This is a genomic window from Lactobacillus sp. 23-2, from assembly GCF_044902225.1.
In the GTDB taxonomy this organism is placed as follows: Bacteria; Bacillota; Bacilli; order Lactobacillales; family Lactobacillaceae; genus Lactobacillus; species Lactobacillus absianus.
Genome location: NZ_JAOQBX010000008.1, coordinates 52,613 through 68,443 on the forward strand (window position 1 = coordinate 52,613; position 15,831 = coordinate 68,443).

The following is a 15,831-nucleotide window of genomic DNA, read 5'->3' on the forward strand; positions in this document are numbered from 1 at the left end:
CTAGCAAGAAAGCTCCTGCTAAGAAGACCGCAGCCAAGAAGTCTAGCAAGAAAGCCCCTGCTAAGAAGACCGCAGCCAAGAAGTCTAGCAAGAAAAAGTCAACTAAAAAGAAGACGACTAAAAAAGCAACCAAGAAGAGCAGCAAGAAATCAAGCAAAAAGACTAGCAAGAAAAAGTAAACTCCTCGTCTGAACAAAAAGCCCGTCAGCAAAGCTGGCGGACTTTTGCTTTTCACTGCATCCCCATCTAATTTATGCTATGATTCTTAACGGTAATTTTTTAAATCACTGATATTAGTAGAAAGAAAAATAACAAACATGGATAAGCAGAAATTCGACGAATTATGGAACAAGTACAAGGACGTCATTCCCTACGTCTTCTGGGGCGTCATGACCACCTTGGTCAATATCGCCTCCTATTGGCTGTGCAATAGCGTCTTTAAGTGGGCCATCATGCCTAGCACGATCATTGCCCAGTTCCTGTCCATTATTTTCGCCTACCTGACCAACCGCAAGTGGGTTTTCCACAGCCCGGCTTCAACATTTGAAGAATACGTCCACGAGATTGCCAGCTTCTTTGCGGCCAGAATCGGGACTGCCCTGCTCGACATGGCAATCATGTTTATCTTTGCTAAGCAGATGCACCTGAACAGCATGATCATCAAGATCCTGGCGAACGTGGTCGTCGTTGCCGTCAACTATGTGGCCAGCAAGTTCTGGATCTTCAAGTCAAAGGACGACAAGCAGCAATAAGCTTTTTTCTTAAATAAAGGTAATTTTCAAAGCATTTTTCTTAACAAAACGCCTCAAGATGTTATCCTAGTAAGCATAGTTTATGGATGCAGAAGGGGGACCAGCTGATGAAGAAAACATATAAATACGCGGCTTTGGCCCTGTTTGCCCTTTCGGCGCTGGCCATTACCGCCTTTACCTTTCAAAATTCCAGTCATTCCGCGGCTTTGACCATGAAGTTCGTCAACCTCTTTGAGCGGGTGCACTTCCACTTCACGGGGACGATCGTGGCTTGGTGGCCAGTCTACCATATGATGCGCAAGTTTGCCCACACGATTGAATACTTCTTCTTAGGATTGACTGCCTGCTTCCTCTTCAATGTCTGGGGCAGCAAGCACTATGCCGGCTGGGCCTTAGCCACTAGTGCCACTTGGTCTTTGATTGACCAAACCAGCAAGCTGCGGGTGCCGGGACGGGAATTCGACCCAACCGACTTTCCATTTGACATCGCCGGCTACCTCTTGGGGATTGGGCTGGCCTTGGTCTTGATCAAGACTTTGCCAATGGCCAAGGTCAAAGTCAGCAACAATTAACGAAATTACAAAAAAATGTCCACGCCAAGAGCGTGGGCATTTTTGTTTTGCTGGTTCAATCTAAGCTGGCCGCAATCATGATAGAATAGAGGCAAAAACAAGTTATTAAAACTAGAAGAAGGTAAAAAAATGAAGATTGCAATGGCAAACGACCACGCCGGCACCCGGCTGAAGAATGAGCTGAAGGCTTACTTGGAAGCACAAGGACATGAAGTCGTTGACTTTGGGACCGACAATGAAGAATCCTGCGACCTGTCAGACTTCGTCTACCCAGCCAGCTTGGCTGTAGCCAAGGGTGAATGCGACCGGGGCATTTTCGTTGACGGGGTTGGCTATGGCAGCGCCTTGATCGCCAACAAGATCAACGGCATCTACGCCGCGGTCTGCCAAGACCCGTTCTGTGCTAAACTGGCCCGCCAACACACCGATTCCAATGTCCTCTGCCTGGGCGCCAAGATCATCGGCGACATGATGGCCAGCGAAATCGTCAAGACCTGGATGACTACTGACCCGCTGATGGAAGAAAGATACCGCCGCCGGGTGGACAAGGTCAAGGCGATCAACGACAAGCACTGCGTCCCTGTTAAATAACGCGTTTTGACAAAGCATTGAAAAAGCAATCAAGCACTCAGCTTGGCTGCTTTTTTGTCCCCTCTTCAGTGTCCTATTAGGTACTATTATTATCTTAGAGAAAGGAAAGTATAAAATTGCTTCTATCGCAACCGATAGCGAGCAAGCAGCTTTCTTTTGCGGGAAATTTTGGCAAACACTTTTATTCATCTGTTAGAATACTTAATGGCAAATAAATCGGTATATCTGCACTAAGAAAGAGAATTTACATATTGGAAAGAAAAAATATCCTGCAAATCAAGCAAGAGGACGGTTCTTGGAAACACAATCTGGCCTACCTCGGACTGCTGCTGGCCGTCTCATTGGCAACGGTTATTTACCTGGCTGACACCAAGGCAATTTTCGCCTTCTCTGACTGGAGCTTTCATGCTTCACGGCTGGAAGAGCTCTACCTGAATCTGAAATCCGGGTCTTTTTTGACCTTCATCGCCGCCCGGACCTTCCATAATACCGGCGTCGCCTCCTTCCTCTTCTACCCCTACCTTTTCCTCTATCCGTGGGCTTTCCTGCGCTTTATCTTTTCCCCAGTCAACGCTTTTTACGGCTGGTATGGCTTGGTGACTTTTGCCACGGCCGCGATTGCCTACTTCTCCATGAAGGAGTACTCTAAGAATTCCCTGGCCGCGTTTCTTTTTTCCTTGGCCTACACTTTCGCCCCTTACCGGCTCTACCTGGGCGGGGCCGTGTTTGGCGAGTACTTGGCCGTCACCTTCCTGCCACTCGTTTTCCTGGGCATCTATGAAGTGCTGTGGGGCAATCGGCACAAGTGGTACCTGCTGGCCATTGGCGGAGCCCTGATTGCCTACTCGCACATCTTATCGGTCTTCTTGACCCTGGAGTTTGCCGTGGTCATCTTCATCATCAAGCTGATCACCAGCCGCGGCATCAGTCAAGGCCGCGTCAAAGCTTTGGGCTTAAGCATCATCGTCTGCCTGCTCTTGGTCTTGCCAGTCATTGCCCCCTTCTTCACTGATTTTATCGGGCAAAAACTGGTCAGTGCCAACCCTCACATTACCCAGACGCTTGATCTTGGCCCCCTGCTCCTCAGCTCTTTCTCGGCTCAAAAGGGCTGGAAATTGAGCTTTCTGCTCATTCTGACCATTTTTGTCGCCTGGGCCCTGCTCAAGAGCGGACGCGACTGGATCATCTACGGGCTTGGCCTCTTTTCCTGCATCCTGGCCAGCAGCTTTTTCCCTTGGAAGCTCTTAGCCGGAACGCCCTTTGAAATGGTCCAGCTGACTGTGCGCTACTTGTCATACGCGGCCTTGTTCTTGACAATTATTTTTGCCCAGGAAACAAGCGCGCTGCTGGGGCAAGCCAGTGAAAAAAGCAGGCGGGCCTTAATCTGCGGCTTCACCTGCTTTATGGTGATCTTCACCTTCAGTTCCTTGGCTGCCTACCGGGACACCTTGATCTCTGAAACGATTGAAGACATGCCAAAGACCAGCGCCAACAGCACCCAGCCGACTCCTTTCAAGCTCTTGCGCAACAAGAACTACCATAATCAGTTCAACTACAAGATCCTCTTTGGGGAATTTGACTACATGCCAAAGGTTGCACGGGCCAGCGTCAAAAAACGGCACTCCCTCCTCCAGCACAAGGCCTATTTGAGCGGAAAGACCTTGAACCTGCATCCCCTGATCAAGTCCAACCAGATCACTTACCAGGTCAAGAGCAAAAAGGCCGCGGCCATCGACCTGCCCGTGATCGCCTACAAGCACACGACCGTCAGCGTCAATGGCCAAAAACGCTCCTTCCGCCGCGGCTCCCGCGGGACGGTCGTCGTTAAGCTTGACCGCGGTCAAAACACGATCACGGCCGGCTACCAGCCAAGCCCGCTCTTTTATCTGAGCATCGTTATCAGCATTTTGACCTGGCTGGCCTTAATCAGCTGGCTGATTAAATGCCGGCTGAGCTGATTTTTAAAATCGCAGACACAAAAAACGAGTACGTGAAGCAACACGTACTCGTTTTTCTATAAGCTATTTCAGCATGATCGCGCCATTGTTTGAGCCGCCAGTTGCTTCTCTGGTGAAAGTCGCGATTGAAACCCAGGCCTTGGCCCCGTAGTCAAAGGCGTTCCGGTGGCTGGAGCCGCTGCGAGCGCTGTAGTAGCATGGATCGTAAATCAGGAAGCGGCCCTTCTTGCAGCCGATGATGACTTTGGCATGCTGCTTGCGGTAGAAGCGGGTTTCATAGCTGGAGAAGCCATAGTACAGAACTGGATGCCCGCTTTGCACGACCGCCTTGATCTTTGCAACGCTGCTGCCGGTAATGTTGGTAAAGCCGCTGTCAAAGCGCTTCATATAGCTGGTCAGCGTCGAAGCCGCCAGCAGGCCGCCGAAGCTGGCCATGGAGAAGACGCCGCCGCTTTGTGGCAGGTGGCTGTAAGCATAGTACATATTGAACGACTTGTTCTTGATGCTCAGCAGGGTGGCTGAGGAAGCAACCGAGCAGCCTTCCGGCGCCCAAATCGGCGTGAACTGGCTGTGCCAAGTTGGCGCGTGCAGCACCCCGCTAGCCAAAGCGTAGTAGTCCCTGCCGCCGACAAAGGCAAACTTCTTGACGTACATGGCCCCATTCTTCTTGTCAAAGTAGCAGCCCTTGCCCTTGATCTTCTGGTAGCCGGTCTGCCTTTGCCCGTTTGCCGCGTAGTACTTCTTAGCTTTGCCAACCGTCTGCAGGCCCGTGGTCATGTGGGCATTTTTCTTGTTGAAATAGTACCACTTGCCCTTGATCTTTTTCTCCCCGTACTGCAGCTGGCCATTGGCGGCATAATAGAGCTTGTACTTGCTCTTGGTCTTCTTTTTGTACTTCTTCTTGACCAGCTTGCCGCGCTTCTTAACCCATTTATAAGCCGTCTTGTAAGAAGTCTTGGTGACGGTTTGCAAGCCCGTCTTCATCTTGCCGGACTTGTCCTCAAACCAGTACCAGTAGCCAGAAATCTTGTGCTTGCCATATAACATGCGGCCTTTGGCATCATAGTAGACGGTCTTCTTTGGTGAAGTCAGTTTCTGAAAGCCGGTCTGCATCGCCCCGGTCTGCTCGTCAAAAAGATACCACTTGCCGGCGATCCGCTTTTGGCCGTGGACCAGATTGCCGTTTTCATAGTAGACCGTCACGCCATTTTCCGTAACGAAGCCATCCTTGTCGGCCGCTTGGGCCTTGCTGGCTAAAAAGCCGCTGACGCTGCCCGCGAGCAGAACAGCAGCTAATAGATTATAGCTTTTTTTCATCCTTATTTTTCTTAAAATTAACTCAAATACGCTTTCACTACAATGATAACTGTAACACCGACCATCCGTTTCCGGCAATCGTTCTTATTTTACTTTTTTATGACAGAACGCTGGCCAAGCTTGGCACCCAACTTCCCCAGGCCCAGGTAGAATTGTTCCAGCAGGACGCTGGCCAGAAGCGCCAGCAGCAGCAAAGTCAGGTAAGCCACCAGCGGGTTTCTTGACCAGAAAACCGCGATCGTGAATGGGTAAAAGTAGTAGCAGAAGAAGGTGTGGATCAGCCACAGATCGGTGCTCATGCGGCCAAAGTACCGCAAGACCTGCGAGGCCTTTGCCGACAAGTCCAAGAGCAGCAGGCAGCCGGTCATGAACACCGGCGTGATGACCAACATCATCTCGCTGACATTGCCAAAAACATTTTCCTGGAAGTAAAAGGCACAGACAATCAGCAGCAGGCCGATCATGGCTCGCCAAAAGGCGCTATAGCTGCTAAACAGGCGGCGCAGATTGGCGAATACATTGTATTTGCCAAACACGATCCCAAACAAGTATGAGCAGATGAAGGCATTCGGCATGAACAGCTGCATCCACAAGTAGCTGGAAGCCAGGCTGCTGAATGGGGGAAGCTTAATCAGGGCTGGCAGGAACTTGACCGTAAAGACGGAAGTGAACAGGACCAGGCCGGTCTCCAGATAAACGTTGTTGATTTTCTCAGTCAGATAGTAGTAGATGGTCCCAAGGAAAATCGCGGCAACGAAGACGCGGACGAACCACCATTCCCCGTTGTAGCTTGAAGCATAGCCAGTCAGGTTCTGGAGGAACTTGCCAAAGGAGAAGCTGGCAAAACGGTTCCACATGAAGGCCTTGCTGTAGCGCGGCTGCTTGCTGAAGAACAAAAAGCCCAGCGGGACGAATATCAAGAAGACCCGCCAGTAGACCCGGTACAGACCCCAGATCTTCTTGAGCAAATGAAACCTGTGGGCCTGGATCTGCTTGGCCAAGCCTAAGCCGCCTAAAAACATAAAAATGTACACGCAAATCTTTCCAAAGCTCCCTACCGTCGTCAGTTGCTTTAATGCCGCGGCGGACACGGCATACTGGTATTTAATGGGAAGCCGGTCGGGAAAGGCCAGCAGGTGGTGCATGAGCATCAACAGGATCGCGACCCCCTTTAAGGCCTTGGTATCTTGACGGGAGAACTGCCACTTGTTTGTCTTCAAATTCTTTCCTTCTTCATTCAGTGATCAATATAACTGCCGTTATCAATCTGCATCAACAATGTAAATTCTAACAAATATGAGATATGATAGCTAATGCAAATGGTAACAGTTATTTTCGGTCTTTTTGTGCTTCGCCTTTAAATTTCCTTAATAATGAAGGCGGAAGCTAATGTGTTATACTGTTAAGTTAGTATTGTGCAAATTCTGTTAAAAAGTCTGTGAATCTTGCTTTTTATCTAGTGCTTCACGATGCATCCGCATAAGATTGAGAGGAAATTTAGGTGAATGATTTTTACGGCGTGGCTGAGACCACGCTCACTTTCAAAGAGCTGGCCAAGCTGATCTGGAAGAACCTGCTGCTCATCCTGGCCGGTACCATTCTGTTTGGCGGCCTTTCCTACGGGGTTGCCAACTACCTGCTGCCAGCCAGATATACTGCCGCCAGCAGCTTCGTGGTCAAGGGAAAGATCACCCAGGGCGGCTTTACCAAGCGCCAGGCTCGCAGCCAAAATGAGCAGGCCGCGGCCGGCTTTCAAAACATTGCCATCAGCCCTGGCGTCATTGACCGCGCCACTGCTGAAATCGGCCACGTCTCGCCTGATTCTCTGCGCGAGGACATTACCGTTACCGCTACGCCAAAATCCAATACCTACACCTTGACGGTCACCAGCACTTCGCCTGAAAAGGCTAAAAAGGCCCTCAAGGCCGTGGCCAAGAACTTCCAGCAGGAATTCAAGCTGCAGTTCAAGGAGGGCCGGCGGGAGATGCCGACCAAGCGGGAGCGGCGCGAGTACCTGAAGCCAATCCTGCCGACGGTCTTGATCAAGTCCCTGAAGTTTACAGGCCAGACCACTGTCGCAAAGAGCTATCCGAAGGTCAAATTCGCCACGGCGATTGGCGCGGCCTTGGGCTTGCTGCTGTCTACTTGGGCTTCGCTCTACTGGCGCTTGCGCAGAAATTACCGCTAAGGAGGTTTGCATGAAGTCTGTCAAATCTGCCGGCGACCGCTTTTTAGCGGTCGTGGCCTATCTTATCGTTATCCTGGCGGTCATGTCGACGACCGTTATGTGGAACTACCTGAAGGGGGCCTTTATCCCCATCGGGACTTACCGCTACCTGCTGCTTGGGATTGGGGTTTTCTTGTTTTTGATCACCAACAGCTACAACTTCAAGGACCTGTCCTTTATCATCTTGACGGTCTGCTACCTGCTGATCTTTATCTTCTTCTCGCAGGCCAACCCCTTCAAGTACTTCTCTAACTTCTGCATGCCCTTGACGGCCGCGCTGTTGATCGTCTTCGTCTACTGCCGGCAAAAGCAGGGACAGCTGCTGCTGGACAGCTACGCCAACATCGTCTTGATCGCGGCGGCTGTCTCCCTCTTCTTCTACGTCTTTGGCAGCATCCTGGGCCTGAAGCTCGGCGCCGTGAATACCGTCTACTACTGGGCCAACAACCCCCACTTCACGACCAGCTACTGCTATCTCTATTTCCACCAGCCCTTGCAGGACCAAATGTACCTGGGCCACCATGTGATCAGAAATACCGGGATCTTTACCGAAGCGCCCGGCTACACCCTTTTCCTTTTGAACGGCCTAATCATTGAGCTCTTCGTCAAGAAGTCCAAAACCTTCTGGCGGATTGGGCTGATCCTGGTCACCCTGCTGACGACCCTGTCGGCCACGGCAATCCTGCTTGGTGCTTTAGCCGGCTTGCTTGCCTTCCTCCAGCACCTGCATGCCCGAGGCAAGCTCAACTTGAAGATCGTCATTCCTGGCATCGTGCTTTTGCTGCTCTTGGGGATCGTCGTCATCCACATCAGAAAATCCGGCGGCTCTTCCTACTCAGTCAGAGTGGACGACCTGCGGATCGGCCTGACCGTGTGGAGCCGGCACCCAGTCTTTGGGGCAGGCTTTGGCAATGAAAGTGCCTTAATCAAGCTCTTCGCCTTCCATCGGGCCAACAACGGCCTGAGCATGGGCCTGACCACCTTGCTGGCTACCGGTGGCCTGTACTTGGCCTTGTACTTCTTGGTGCCTTTCTTCGTCACCTTGTTTGCCCCGACCCGCCGCTATCTGTTGCCAATCAGTGCCCTGCTTCTTTTGGAAATCATCATTTCCAATATCTCAGCCAACCAAGTCTATCTGCTGGCGATGGCTTTCCTCTGGTTTGCCGTCTTAAACGACCTCAGAGAGCCAAAAGCCTTTATTGAATATGATTATGCCAGTTTGAGGCTGTAAGCTTAAAAAGAGCATTCCGTTGAACGGAATGCTCTTTTTGCTTATTTTCCTTGTTCCGGATCAGTGTCCAGATCGTCATGTGACAGCTTGCTTTCCTCAGTCACTTCATTGGCATCGTACAAGTCGTGCTTGATCTTCGAAGAACTGATCTCTGGCGTTCTTGGCAGATAGACGACGTTGACGCCTTCATCCTTCAAGAAGTCAAACTTGCCCTTCCAGTCATCCCCCATGACAAAAGTGTCAATGTGGTATTCGTGCATGTCGCTGCGCTTTTGGTCCCAGTCCTTTTCCGGAATGACCAAGTCAACGTAGCGGATGGCTTCCAAGAGCTGCTTGCGTTGCTCGTATGAGAAATAGGTCTTCTTGTGCTTGGAATTCCAGTTGAATTCATCGGTCGACAGGGCCACGATCAGGTAGTCGCCCAAGGCCTTGGCTCTTCTGAGCAGGTTGATGTGCCCATAGTGCAGCAGGTCGAATGTTCCATAAGTAATTACGCGTTTCATGATTGCTCCTTGTCCCCTATTTCAGGTATTCCTTGTAAGACTTGTCTGGATCAAAAATGACTGACCCATGGATCGACCCGCCTTTGACAAAGACGTTCCACTTGCCGTACTGCTTGGTCAACAGGGGATCATAGTCCTTGGGGATCGGCAGGCTAAGCATTTCAAACGGCACCCGGGTCGGGTTGGCCACGTACTTGCGCTCCCAGCAGCACTTTTCCGTTTCCAGCATGACCATCATCACATTCTTGGTGTCCTGGTCATCATACTTGGTGATTTCTTTGACGAAGCGGTCATAGTAGGTGTTGCGGCCACCGTTTCGCAATTTGTCAAAAAAGAACTTGCTATAGAGCAGGTGCTGCTTCAGGCCGGACAGGTTCTTGTTCGGATAACCGTTGCAGTAGTTGTAAAACTGCCGGGCCCGGTGCTTAAGCTGGTTGACCTTCTTGACGAAGGCCTGACGCTCAGCAGGATCGTCTGGCACATTGTCCAGCGGGAAGATGTCAATGAAGATCCCCTGGTTGAAGTGGTAGTTGAAGCGTTCTTCTGACTTCAGGATGGCTGTGGTCGAGGAGTTGCGCAATTGGGCGTGCCCCCGCATGGCGCCTGGATCCGTTTCTTCAGTCTGGAAGAAGTAAGGCTCCGCGAATTCATCCTCAGCCACTTCGCACAAGCGGTCAAAGTCCTTGCGGTACATCATCAAGTCAATGTCGTCATCCCAAGGGATGTAGCCGTGGTGGCGCACCGCTCCCAGCAGGGAGCCGCCTGACAGATACCAGGGAATGTCGTATTTTTGGCAAACCCGGTCCAGCTGATCCAGCAGGTCCAGCTCCACGGCCCAGATCTTCTTCATTTTCGGCGAAACCGTATAGTCGTTTCTGACTTCTTCTTTAAAAAAATCGTCTGCGAGCTTGAGCTTAATATTGTCCATTGTCTTTCTTTAATTCTCCCTTATGCTTTAGCCAAAATCTTCTTGATCAAGTCCACTGAATCGTCCTTGAGCAAAAGCAAGGCAACTAAGTAGGTCCCAGCCCCAAGAACGAACTGGATTCCCAGCTTGATGATGCCAGGATTGCCAAATGGATTCAAGGCCAGGATGACCAGCATCATCAGAGTTCCGGCAATCAGCTTTTTCCAGATCACCTTGCCAATATAAACCGGCTCTAAGTAGCCATTGTCATGGTAAAGGTAAAGCAGGCTGATCGTCAATTCCGCGATGATTGAGGCAAAAGTTGCCCCGGCACTGGCAAAGCGCGGGATCAAGAACAGGTTCAAGACAAAGTTGACGACTGCCCCGATGATAATGTAAACCGCGCTCTGCTTCCGCAGGCCAGCTGGATTGTAGTACTGGGACCCCAGGCAGTTGGAGACCCCGATGATCACGATCTGCGGGCTGAACAAGCGGAGCAAAAGCGCCACCTTATCCCAGCCGTGACCGAAGAAGACCGGCACAAAGGTATCCGCGATTCCAAGCAGGCCAAAACCAATCCCCACCCCAATGAAGAGAATGTAGTTTATGGAACCCTGGATCCGCTGCTTGATTTCCTTATCCTTTTTCTTGGCAAACAAGTAGGAAATTCTGGCCCCCAGGACATTGTTGACGGCGGTAAAGGTCACTGCCTTAGTCAAGTTGATGATCTTGGTTGCCTGCTCATAGTAAGCATTTTCTGCATTGTTCTGGGTCATGAAGCCGATCAAGGTCTTGTCCATATAAGTATAGATGGAGGTGGCAATGGTCGGAATAAAGTAGATCAGGGTTTCATGGAAGTGGCGCTTTAAGTTGGCCAGCTTGATCGGCACCTTTACGACGAACTTGTGCAATTCCAGCCACATGGACATGGTCCCCAGCAGGGTCGTCCCCGTCATGATGAAGACGTAGAGATTGGTGTCCTTGGGGCTTTTGACGAAAAGCAGGATCAGGACGACCCCAGCCACCTTGACCAGGGAATTCTTGGTCACCGTGTACTGGAACTGCTCCAGGCCATCGAAGAACCAAGAGATGTCCAGCATGGTGTTGAACAGGTTCAAAGTCAAAATGAGGAACATGACCCGGTAATGGCTCTGAAAGCCCAAGTAGATCCCCCATAAGAGCAGCATGGCCAGCGAAGTGAAGACGCTCAGCAGCTCAATTTCCCAAAAGAGCTGGCTGCGCTTCTTCACGTCATTGCGGCTGCGGGCAATCTCCCGCATCCCGTATGAGGCCGTCCCCAAAGCCGCGACCAGGGAAAAGTAGGTCTGAATTGAGGAAGTCCAGCTGTAGGCCCCGATCCCGTCAGTCCCGATGACTCTGGAAACATATGGAGCCGTAATCAATGGCGTGATGATAGCCAGAATCTGGTAGAGGGTGCTGATAAAAATATTCTTTTTAATGCTTGGATTCTTCATTTACGCTCCCAATCTGATAATTTTCCCCGCCTAATGGCCCAGGTACATCTGGTAGACCTGCTCGGCTGATTCCTGGTTGTCATAGCCCAGCTTGGCCAATTGACTGGCGAATTGCCGCCGGTCCTGGCCGCGAGCTGCCAGCGCCAGCTTGATGGCCTCTTTGGCCCAAGCCGCGGGCTTTTCCTGCAAGGACTTCCGGAAAATCAAGCCGTCAAAGTCCATTTCTGAGCTGATGACGTCAGAAATCAGACATGGCAAACCGGTCGTCTGGGCTTCCAGCAAAGTCATTGGCAGTCCTTCATAAAGCGACGGCATGACAAAGAGGTCCATGGCAAACAAGTAATCAGGAATCTTATCCGTGGACAGGACCATGGTCACCTTGCCTTCAAGTTCTAGTTCCCCGATCTTGGCCCGCAGCTCTGCCTCCTTCTCCCCGCTCCCGATCAAGAGCAGGTGGGCTTGGGGCTGGGTTTCAAGCACTTCTTTGAAGATGTCCAGCAGGAAGAGCTGGTTCTTCTGGTCAGCCAGACGGCCAATGTTGCCTAACAAGAGCTGGTCATCATCAAGTCCCAGCTGGCCGCGAACCTTCTGCCGCTTGGCTTCATCAAAGACGTAGCGGTCACGGCTGATCCCATTGTGGATGATGCGCACCCGGTCTTGGTCTTTGGGGTTAAAAAGCCAGGCCGCGGCTTCCTTGGAGCAAGCCGCCAGATCCGTGGCATAGCGGGCAATCTGCTTGCGCTCATAAGTCACAAAGCCTGGCAATTTCTGAATCCCGTGCAAGTGCTCCGCGGCATTGTGGGAGTGGACGATTACCCGCTTAACCCCGCTTTCTCTGGCCACCTTAGCCATGTCATAGCGGCTTGGCAGGTCGGTATCGATGTGGACCACGTCATAGTGGTGCTCTTGCAGGAAATGTCTGACCACGGCCACCCGGTTGCGGTGGTTTTCAAAGGAGTTCCTGCCGGAGTAGCGCAAAGGATAGATGTGGACGCCAAGGGCTTTGACGGCAGCCTCTTTTTCCGGAACGCTCTTGTCGGGATCGAGCAGAACGTAGTCGTAGTCGACCCGGTCATGGAGGGCCTTGATCCATTCATATTCAACCGAGCTTACCCCATCGTAATAGAGCATCCCCCGGATAAAAAGGACTTTCAGCTTGTCACTCACGCTATCACTTTCCATTCTTGTCTTGCTGATTTACAGTCTTAACCGCGTTTTCCAAAGCAGTCCTGGTAAAATAGCCTGCTCTGAGCTTCTTGGCCATCTCTCTGGCATTGGCCGCGAAGCTTTCATATTCTTCTTCCGTCACTTCATTCAAGACCCTTGGCAACTCCTGCAGGGAGTCAATGGTCAAGCCCAGGTGGTTGTCAGCAATGAAGCTGGCTTCAGCGGCTTGGCTCCAGATGATGACCGGCAAGGCGGAAGCCAGATACAAAGACAGCTTGTGGGGATTGTTGTAGCGCAGGTAGTTGCCAAAGGCCCCGTCACAGGTCTCAATGCTGCTGCCGTCCCAAATCAGGCCAAAGCCCGAGTTCAGCTGCTTGGGAATTTCGTCAGCCGGGAAGGCTCCGTGATAGTCGACGTTCTGGTAGTCAGCCAAGGTAAAGTTCAGTCCGTAGAGGTTGAACTTGGCGTTAATCTTCCCGATCTCCTTCAAGTACTGGGTCTTGCGGACGTCCAGGTTGCCGGCCACGGAAACGGCCCGGGCAAACTTGGCGTGGCTGATCTCGCCATCAGGAATCAGGTAATCGAAGATCTTCAAAGTTACCAGCTTCTCAGGGTCAACGCCGCGGCCTTCAAAGAACTTCTTCATCGAGTCGTTGTGGACGATCAGGCAGTCGGCATATTTCAGCATCTGCGCAAAGTCCTCCTCGTAGAACTTCTTATAGAAAAACTGCCGCAATTCTTCTACGTCGTGGACCAGGTAGATGAACTTGACCTGCTTTTTCTCCTTCAGCTTGGCCAGGGTTTCCTCCCGGTGCAGCTGGTGGTCCCGGGACGGGGCCTGGAAGAGGACGATAGAGCCTGGCTCAATCTGCTTGTAGAGCTTGTCCCAGCTGAAGCGGTAGTGCAGCTGGCGGCGAACCCGGGAAATGGCGTCCTTCTTTCCAGCGCAGGACCGGACCAGGCGCAGGCTTTCAAAGCCGGCTTCCCGGGCGATCTGGTTGATGTCGGACGGGGCCTTGCCCAAGGCCGTGTCATCTGAACTGTAGACTTCAAAAATCTGGTATTTCTTCATTAATCCTTGTCTTCCCCCAAGCTAAATTCAAACAACGGGTGTCTCTCCCGCTTGGCGACAGGCGGCGGGGTCATGTAGTCTGGGCCATACAGGCGGTTCATGTAGCTTGCGATCCCATAAGGAATCTTGACGCTGATCCCCTCAAAAGTTCCTTCTTGGCTTTGGCACATGTTCTGCCGGGTATCCATTTCCCCAAAGTAGTGCTTGCGGCCGCTAGGGATGGTCACGTACTTGGAGCGGTCGTTTTTAGCCGCGGAATAGACCTTGTAAGTCCAGCGCGTCACCTTGTCTAGTGACAAGAACTTAAAGCAGCGGCCGATCTTGTACTTCTTGCCAAAAGCCGCTCTGACTTCTGGCGTATCCTGGATCTCCAAGAGCTTAGGCAGGTAGTCATACACCTTGCGGCAGCTGAGCAGGTAGCCGACTGCCAAGCACAAGTAGCCGTGCATTGAGCGCAGAAAGGCATTGTCCGGCGTATTTTCCAAAACGAAAATATCGATGCAGATCCCACAGTTTTCCCTTGGCTCCGCCACGTCGTTAAAGGTCCGGTAGACCGTCCCCTTCTTGATGAAGCGGCTGGCGGCAGCCCCGTAGCCTGGGGTCAATTCTGGCGCCAGCAGCTTGTAGTCATCCCCCAGCTCCTGGTCAAAAATTTCCTTCAGCTTGTTAAAGTCTTTTCTAGGCATGTTGATGTCAATGTCATCATCCCAAGGAATAAAGCCCTGGTGTCTGATCGTGCCCAAGACTGAGCCCCCGCTTAAGGTGTAGTTAAGCCCGTGCTTGGCGCAGACGGCCATAAAGTCCTTCAGCATCCCCAATAAGGTCTGCTTCAGCTGCTTTAAGTCCTCGCCTTCAACGTAGACGACCTTGTCGCTGTCCCCAAAAGCATTCTTCTGGGCCGCGAAGCCGTCTTTGGTTCCTAATTTGCTCATGGCTGATCCTTAAAATTCCTTCTTCACTGCTTCCAAAGCGGCCGCGATGACTTGGTCCATGTTGTAGTACTTGTACTGGCCCAGACGCCCGCCAAAGATGACCTTGGCGTCTTCTTGGTCAGCCAGTTCCTTGTACTTGGCGTACAAGCCGTTGTTGCGGTCGTTGTTGACTGGGTAGTATGGCTCATCGCCCTTGTGCCAGTCAGCTGGGTATTCGCGGGTGATGATGGTCTTGTCCGGGTCACCCTTGCCAAATTCAAAGTGCTTGTGCTCAATCACCCGGGTGTATGGCGTTTCCGCGTCAGTGTAGTTGATCACGGCGTTGCCCTGGTAGTTGCCCACGTTCTTTTCTTCAGTTTCAAAGCGCAGGGACCGGTATTCCAGCTCGCCCAAGCGGTAGTCAAAGAACTCGTCAATTGGACCGGTGTAGACAACCTTGTCAAATTGCTTCAGGTATTCGTCCTTCTTGGCGAAAAAGTCCGTGCCCAGTTCAATGGTGATCTTGTCATCCTTGAGCATGTTTTCCACCAGCTTGGTGTAGCCGCCCTTAGGGATGCCCTGATAGTCATCGTTGAAGTAGTTGTTGTCGTAGATCAGGCGCACCGGCAAGCGCTTGATGATGAAGGCTGGCAGCTCAGTGGCCTTTCTCCCCCATTGCTTTTCGGTGTAGCCCTTGATCAGCTTCTCGTAGATGTCGCGGCCGATCAAAGAAATGGCCTGCTCTTCCAGGTTCTTTGGCGTCTTGCCCGCCATTTCCGCCCGCTGCTCGTTGATCTTGTCCAGGGCCTCTTGCGGCGTCCGGACGCCCCACATTTGGTTAAAGGTGTTCATGTTGAAGGGCAGGTTGTACATCTTGCCCTTGTAGTTGGCCACCGGGCTGTTGGTGTAGCGGTTGAATTCCGCAAACTGCTGGACGTAGTCCCAGACTTCCTTGTTTGAAGTGTGGAAAATGTGGGCGCCGTATTGGTGAACCTGGATGCCGTCGATTTCCTTGGTGTAGATGTTTCCGGCGATGTGGTCACGCTTTTCAATTACCGTCACCTTGTGACCGCGCTTGGCAGCTTCGTGGGCAAAAACGGCACCGAAAAGGCCGGCACCGACAACTAAATAATCAGCCATATTTTTCT

15 protein-coding genes are annotated in these 15,831 nt (G+C 51.7%); 6 read left to right on the top strand and 9 right to left on the bottom strand.

Annotation, left to right across the window (positions count from 1 at the left end; genetic code table 11):
• Window positions 1-317 precede the first annotated feature (317 nt).
• The 4 genes from OCH80_RS04840 (at window position 318) to OCH80_RS04855 (ending at window position 3,873) form a co-directional block, all read left to right on the top strand.
• Entirely contained in the window at window positions 318-752 is a 435-nt protein-coding gene (locus tag OCH80_RS04840) for a GtrA family protein (RefSeq protein ID WP_404538401.1), read from the top strand.
• A 107-nt stretch (window positions 753-859) separates the two neighbouring features.
• Window positions 860-1,324 carry a VanZ family protein gene (locus OCH80_RS04845; protein WP_404538404.1) on the top strand — a complete coding sequence of 155 codons (465 nt, stop codon included), beginning with the start codon at window positions 860-862 and terminating at the stop codon, window positions 1,322-1,324.
• 129 nt (window positions 1,325-1,453) lie between these two features.
• Window positions 1,454-1,915: an RpiB/LacA/LacB family sugar-phosphate isomerase gene (locus OCH80_RS04850; RefSeq protein WP_404538407.1), complete on the top strand. Its 462-nt coding sequence runs from the start codon at window positions 1,454-1,456 to the stop codon at window positions 1,913-1,915.
• A gap of 251 nt (window positions 1,916-2,166) precedes the next feature.
• Window positions 2,167-3,873, top strand: coding sequence for a hypothetical protein (locus OCH80_RS04855; RefSeq protein ID WP_404538410.1), 1,707 nt, complete (start codon window positions 2,167-2,169; stop codon window positions 3,871-3,873).
• 63 nt (window positions 3,874-3,936) lie between these two features.
• On the opposite strand, the gene OCH80_RS04860 is transcribed toward OCH80_RS04855, so the two are convergent.
• Together OCH80_RS04860 and OCH80_RS04865 are read right to left on the bottom strand one after the other, a co-directional pair.
• The gene (locus tag OCH80_RS04860) at window positions 3,937-5,190 is read right to left on the bottom strand and encodes a C39 family peptidase (RefSeq protein WP_404538412.1); all 1,254 of its coding nucleotides are present in this window, start codon (window positions 5,188-5,190) and stop codon (window positions 3,937-3,939) included.
• Between the two features lie 89 nt (window positions 5,191-5,279).
• Window positions 5,280-6,410 carry an acyltransferase family protein gene (locus OCH80_RS04865; RefSeq protein WP_404538415.1) on the bottom strand — a complete coding sequence of 377 codons (1,131 nt, stop codon included), beginning with the start codon at window positions 6,408-6,410 and terminating at the stop codon, window positions 5,280-5,282.
• A gap of 281 nt (window positions 6,411-6,691) precedes the next feature.
• Between OCH80_RS04865 and OCH80_RS04870 the strand changes: the two genes are divergently transcribed.
• Both OCH80_RS04870 and OCH80_RS04875 read left to right on the top strand, forming a co-directional pair.
• Complete coding sequence (locus OCH80_RS04870) at window positions 6,692-7,378, top strand: Wzz/FepE/Etk N-terminal domain-containing protein (protein WP_404538418.1); 687 nt, start codon at window positions 6,692-6,694, stop codon at window positions 7,376-7,378.
• Window positions 7,379-7,388: 10 nt separating this feature from the next.
• Window positions 7,389-8,648, top strand: a complete 1,260-nt coding sequence (locus OCH80_RS04875; RefSeq protein WP_404538421.1) for a beta-carotene 15,15'-monooxygenase — start codon at window positions 7,389-7,391, stop codon at window positions 8,646-8,648.
• Between the two features lie 41 nt (window positions 8,649-8,689).
• Here OCH80_RS04875 and tagD read toward each other — a convergent pair whose 3' ends face one another.
• Genes tagD through glf form a run of 7 tightly spaced genes read right to left on the bottom strand, consistent with a single transcriptional unit; the run spans window position 8,690 to window position 15,823 of the window.
• Window positions 8,690-9,151, bottom strand: a complete 462-nt coding sequence (gene tagD, locus OCH80_RS04880) for a glycerol-3-phosphate cytidylyltransferase (protein WP_154549361.1) — start codon at window positions 9,149-9,151, stop codon at window positions 8,690-8,692.
• 16 nt (window positions 9,152-9,167) lie between these two features.
• A complete protein-coding gene (locus tag OCH80_RS04885; protein ID WP_154549362.1) occupies window positions 9,168-10,079 on the bottom strand; it encodes a phosphorylcholine transferase LicD in 912 nt (303 codons plus the stop codon).
• A gap of 20 nt (window positions 10,080-10,099) precedes the next feature.
• A complete protein-coding gene (locus OCH80_RS04890; RefSeq protein WP_404538425.1) occupies window positions 10,100-11,533 on the bottom strand; it encodes an oligosaccharide flippase family protein in 1,434 nt (477 codons plus the stop codon).
• Between the two features lie 30 nt (window positions 11,534-11,563).
• Window positions 11,564-12,715, bottom strand: a complete 1,152-nt coding sequence (locus tag OCH80_RS04895) for a glycosyltransferase (protein WP_404538428.1) — start codon at window positions 12,713-12,715, stop codon at window positions 11,564-11,566.
• Window positions 12,705-13,772: a glycosyl transferase gene (locus OCH80_RS04900; protein ID WP_229771888.1), complete on the bottom strand. Its 1,068-nt coding sequence runs from the start codon at window positions 13,770-13,772 to the stop codon at window positions 12,705-12,707. The genes OCH80_RS04895 and OCH80_RS04900 overlap by 11 nt, the downstream gene beginning before the upstream one ends.
• Window positions 13,772-14,704, bottom strand: a complete 933-nt coding sequence (locus OCH80_RS04905) for a LicD family protein (protein ID WP_302187463.1) — start codon at window positions 14,702-14,704, stop codon at window positions 13,772-13,774. The genes OCH80_RS04900 and OCH80_RS04905 overlap by 1 nt, the downstream gene beginning before the upstream one ends.
• A 9-nt stretch (window positions 14,705-14,713) precedes the next feature.
• Window positions 14,714-15,823, bottom strand: coding sequence for a UDP-galactopyranose mutase (gene glf, locus OCH80_RS04910; protein ID WP_404538433.1), 1,110 nt, complete (start codon window positions 15,821-15,823; stop codon window positions 14,714-14,716).
• Between the last annotated feature and the right edge of the window lie 8 nt (window positions 15,824-15,831).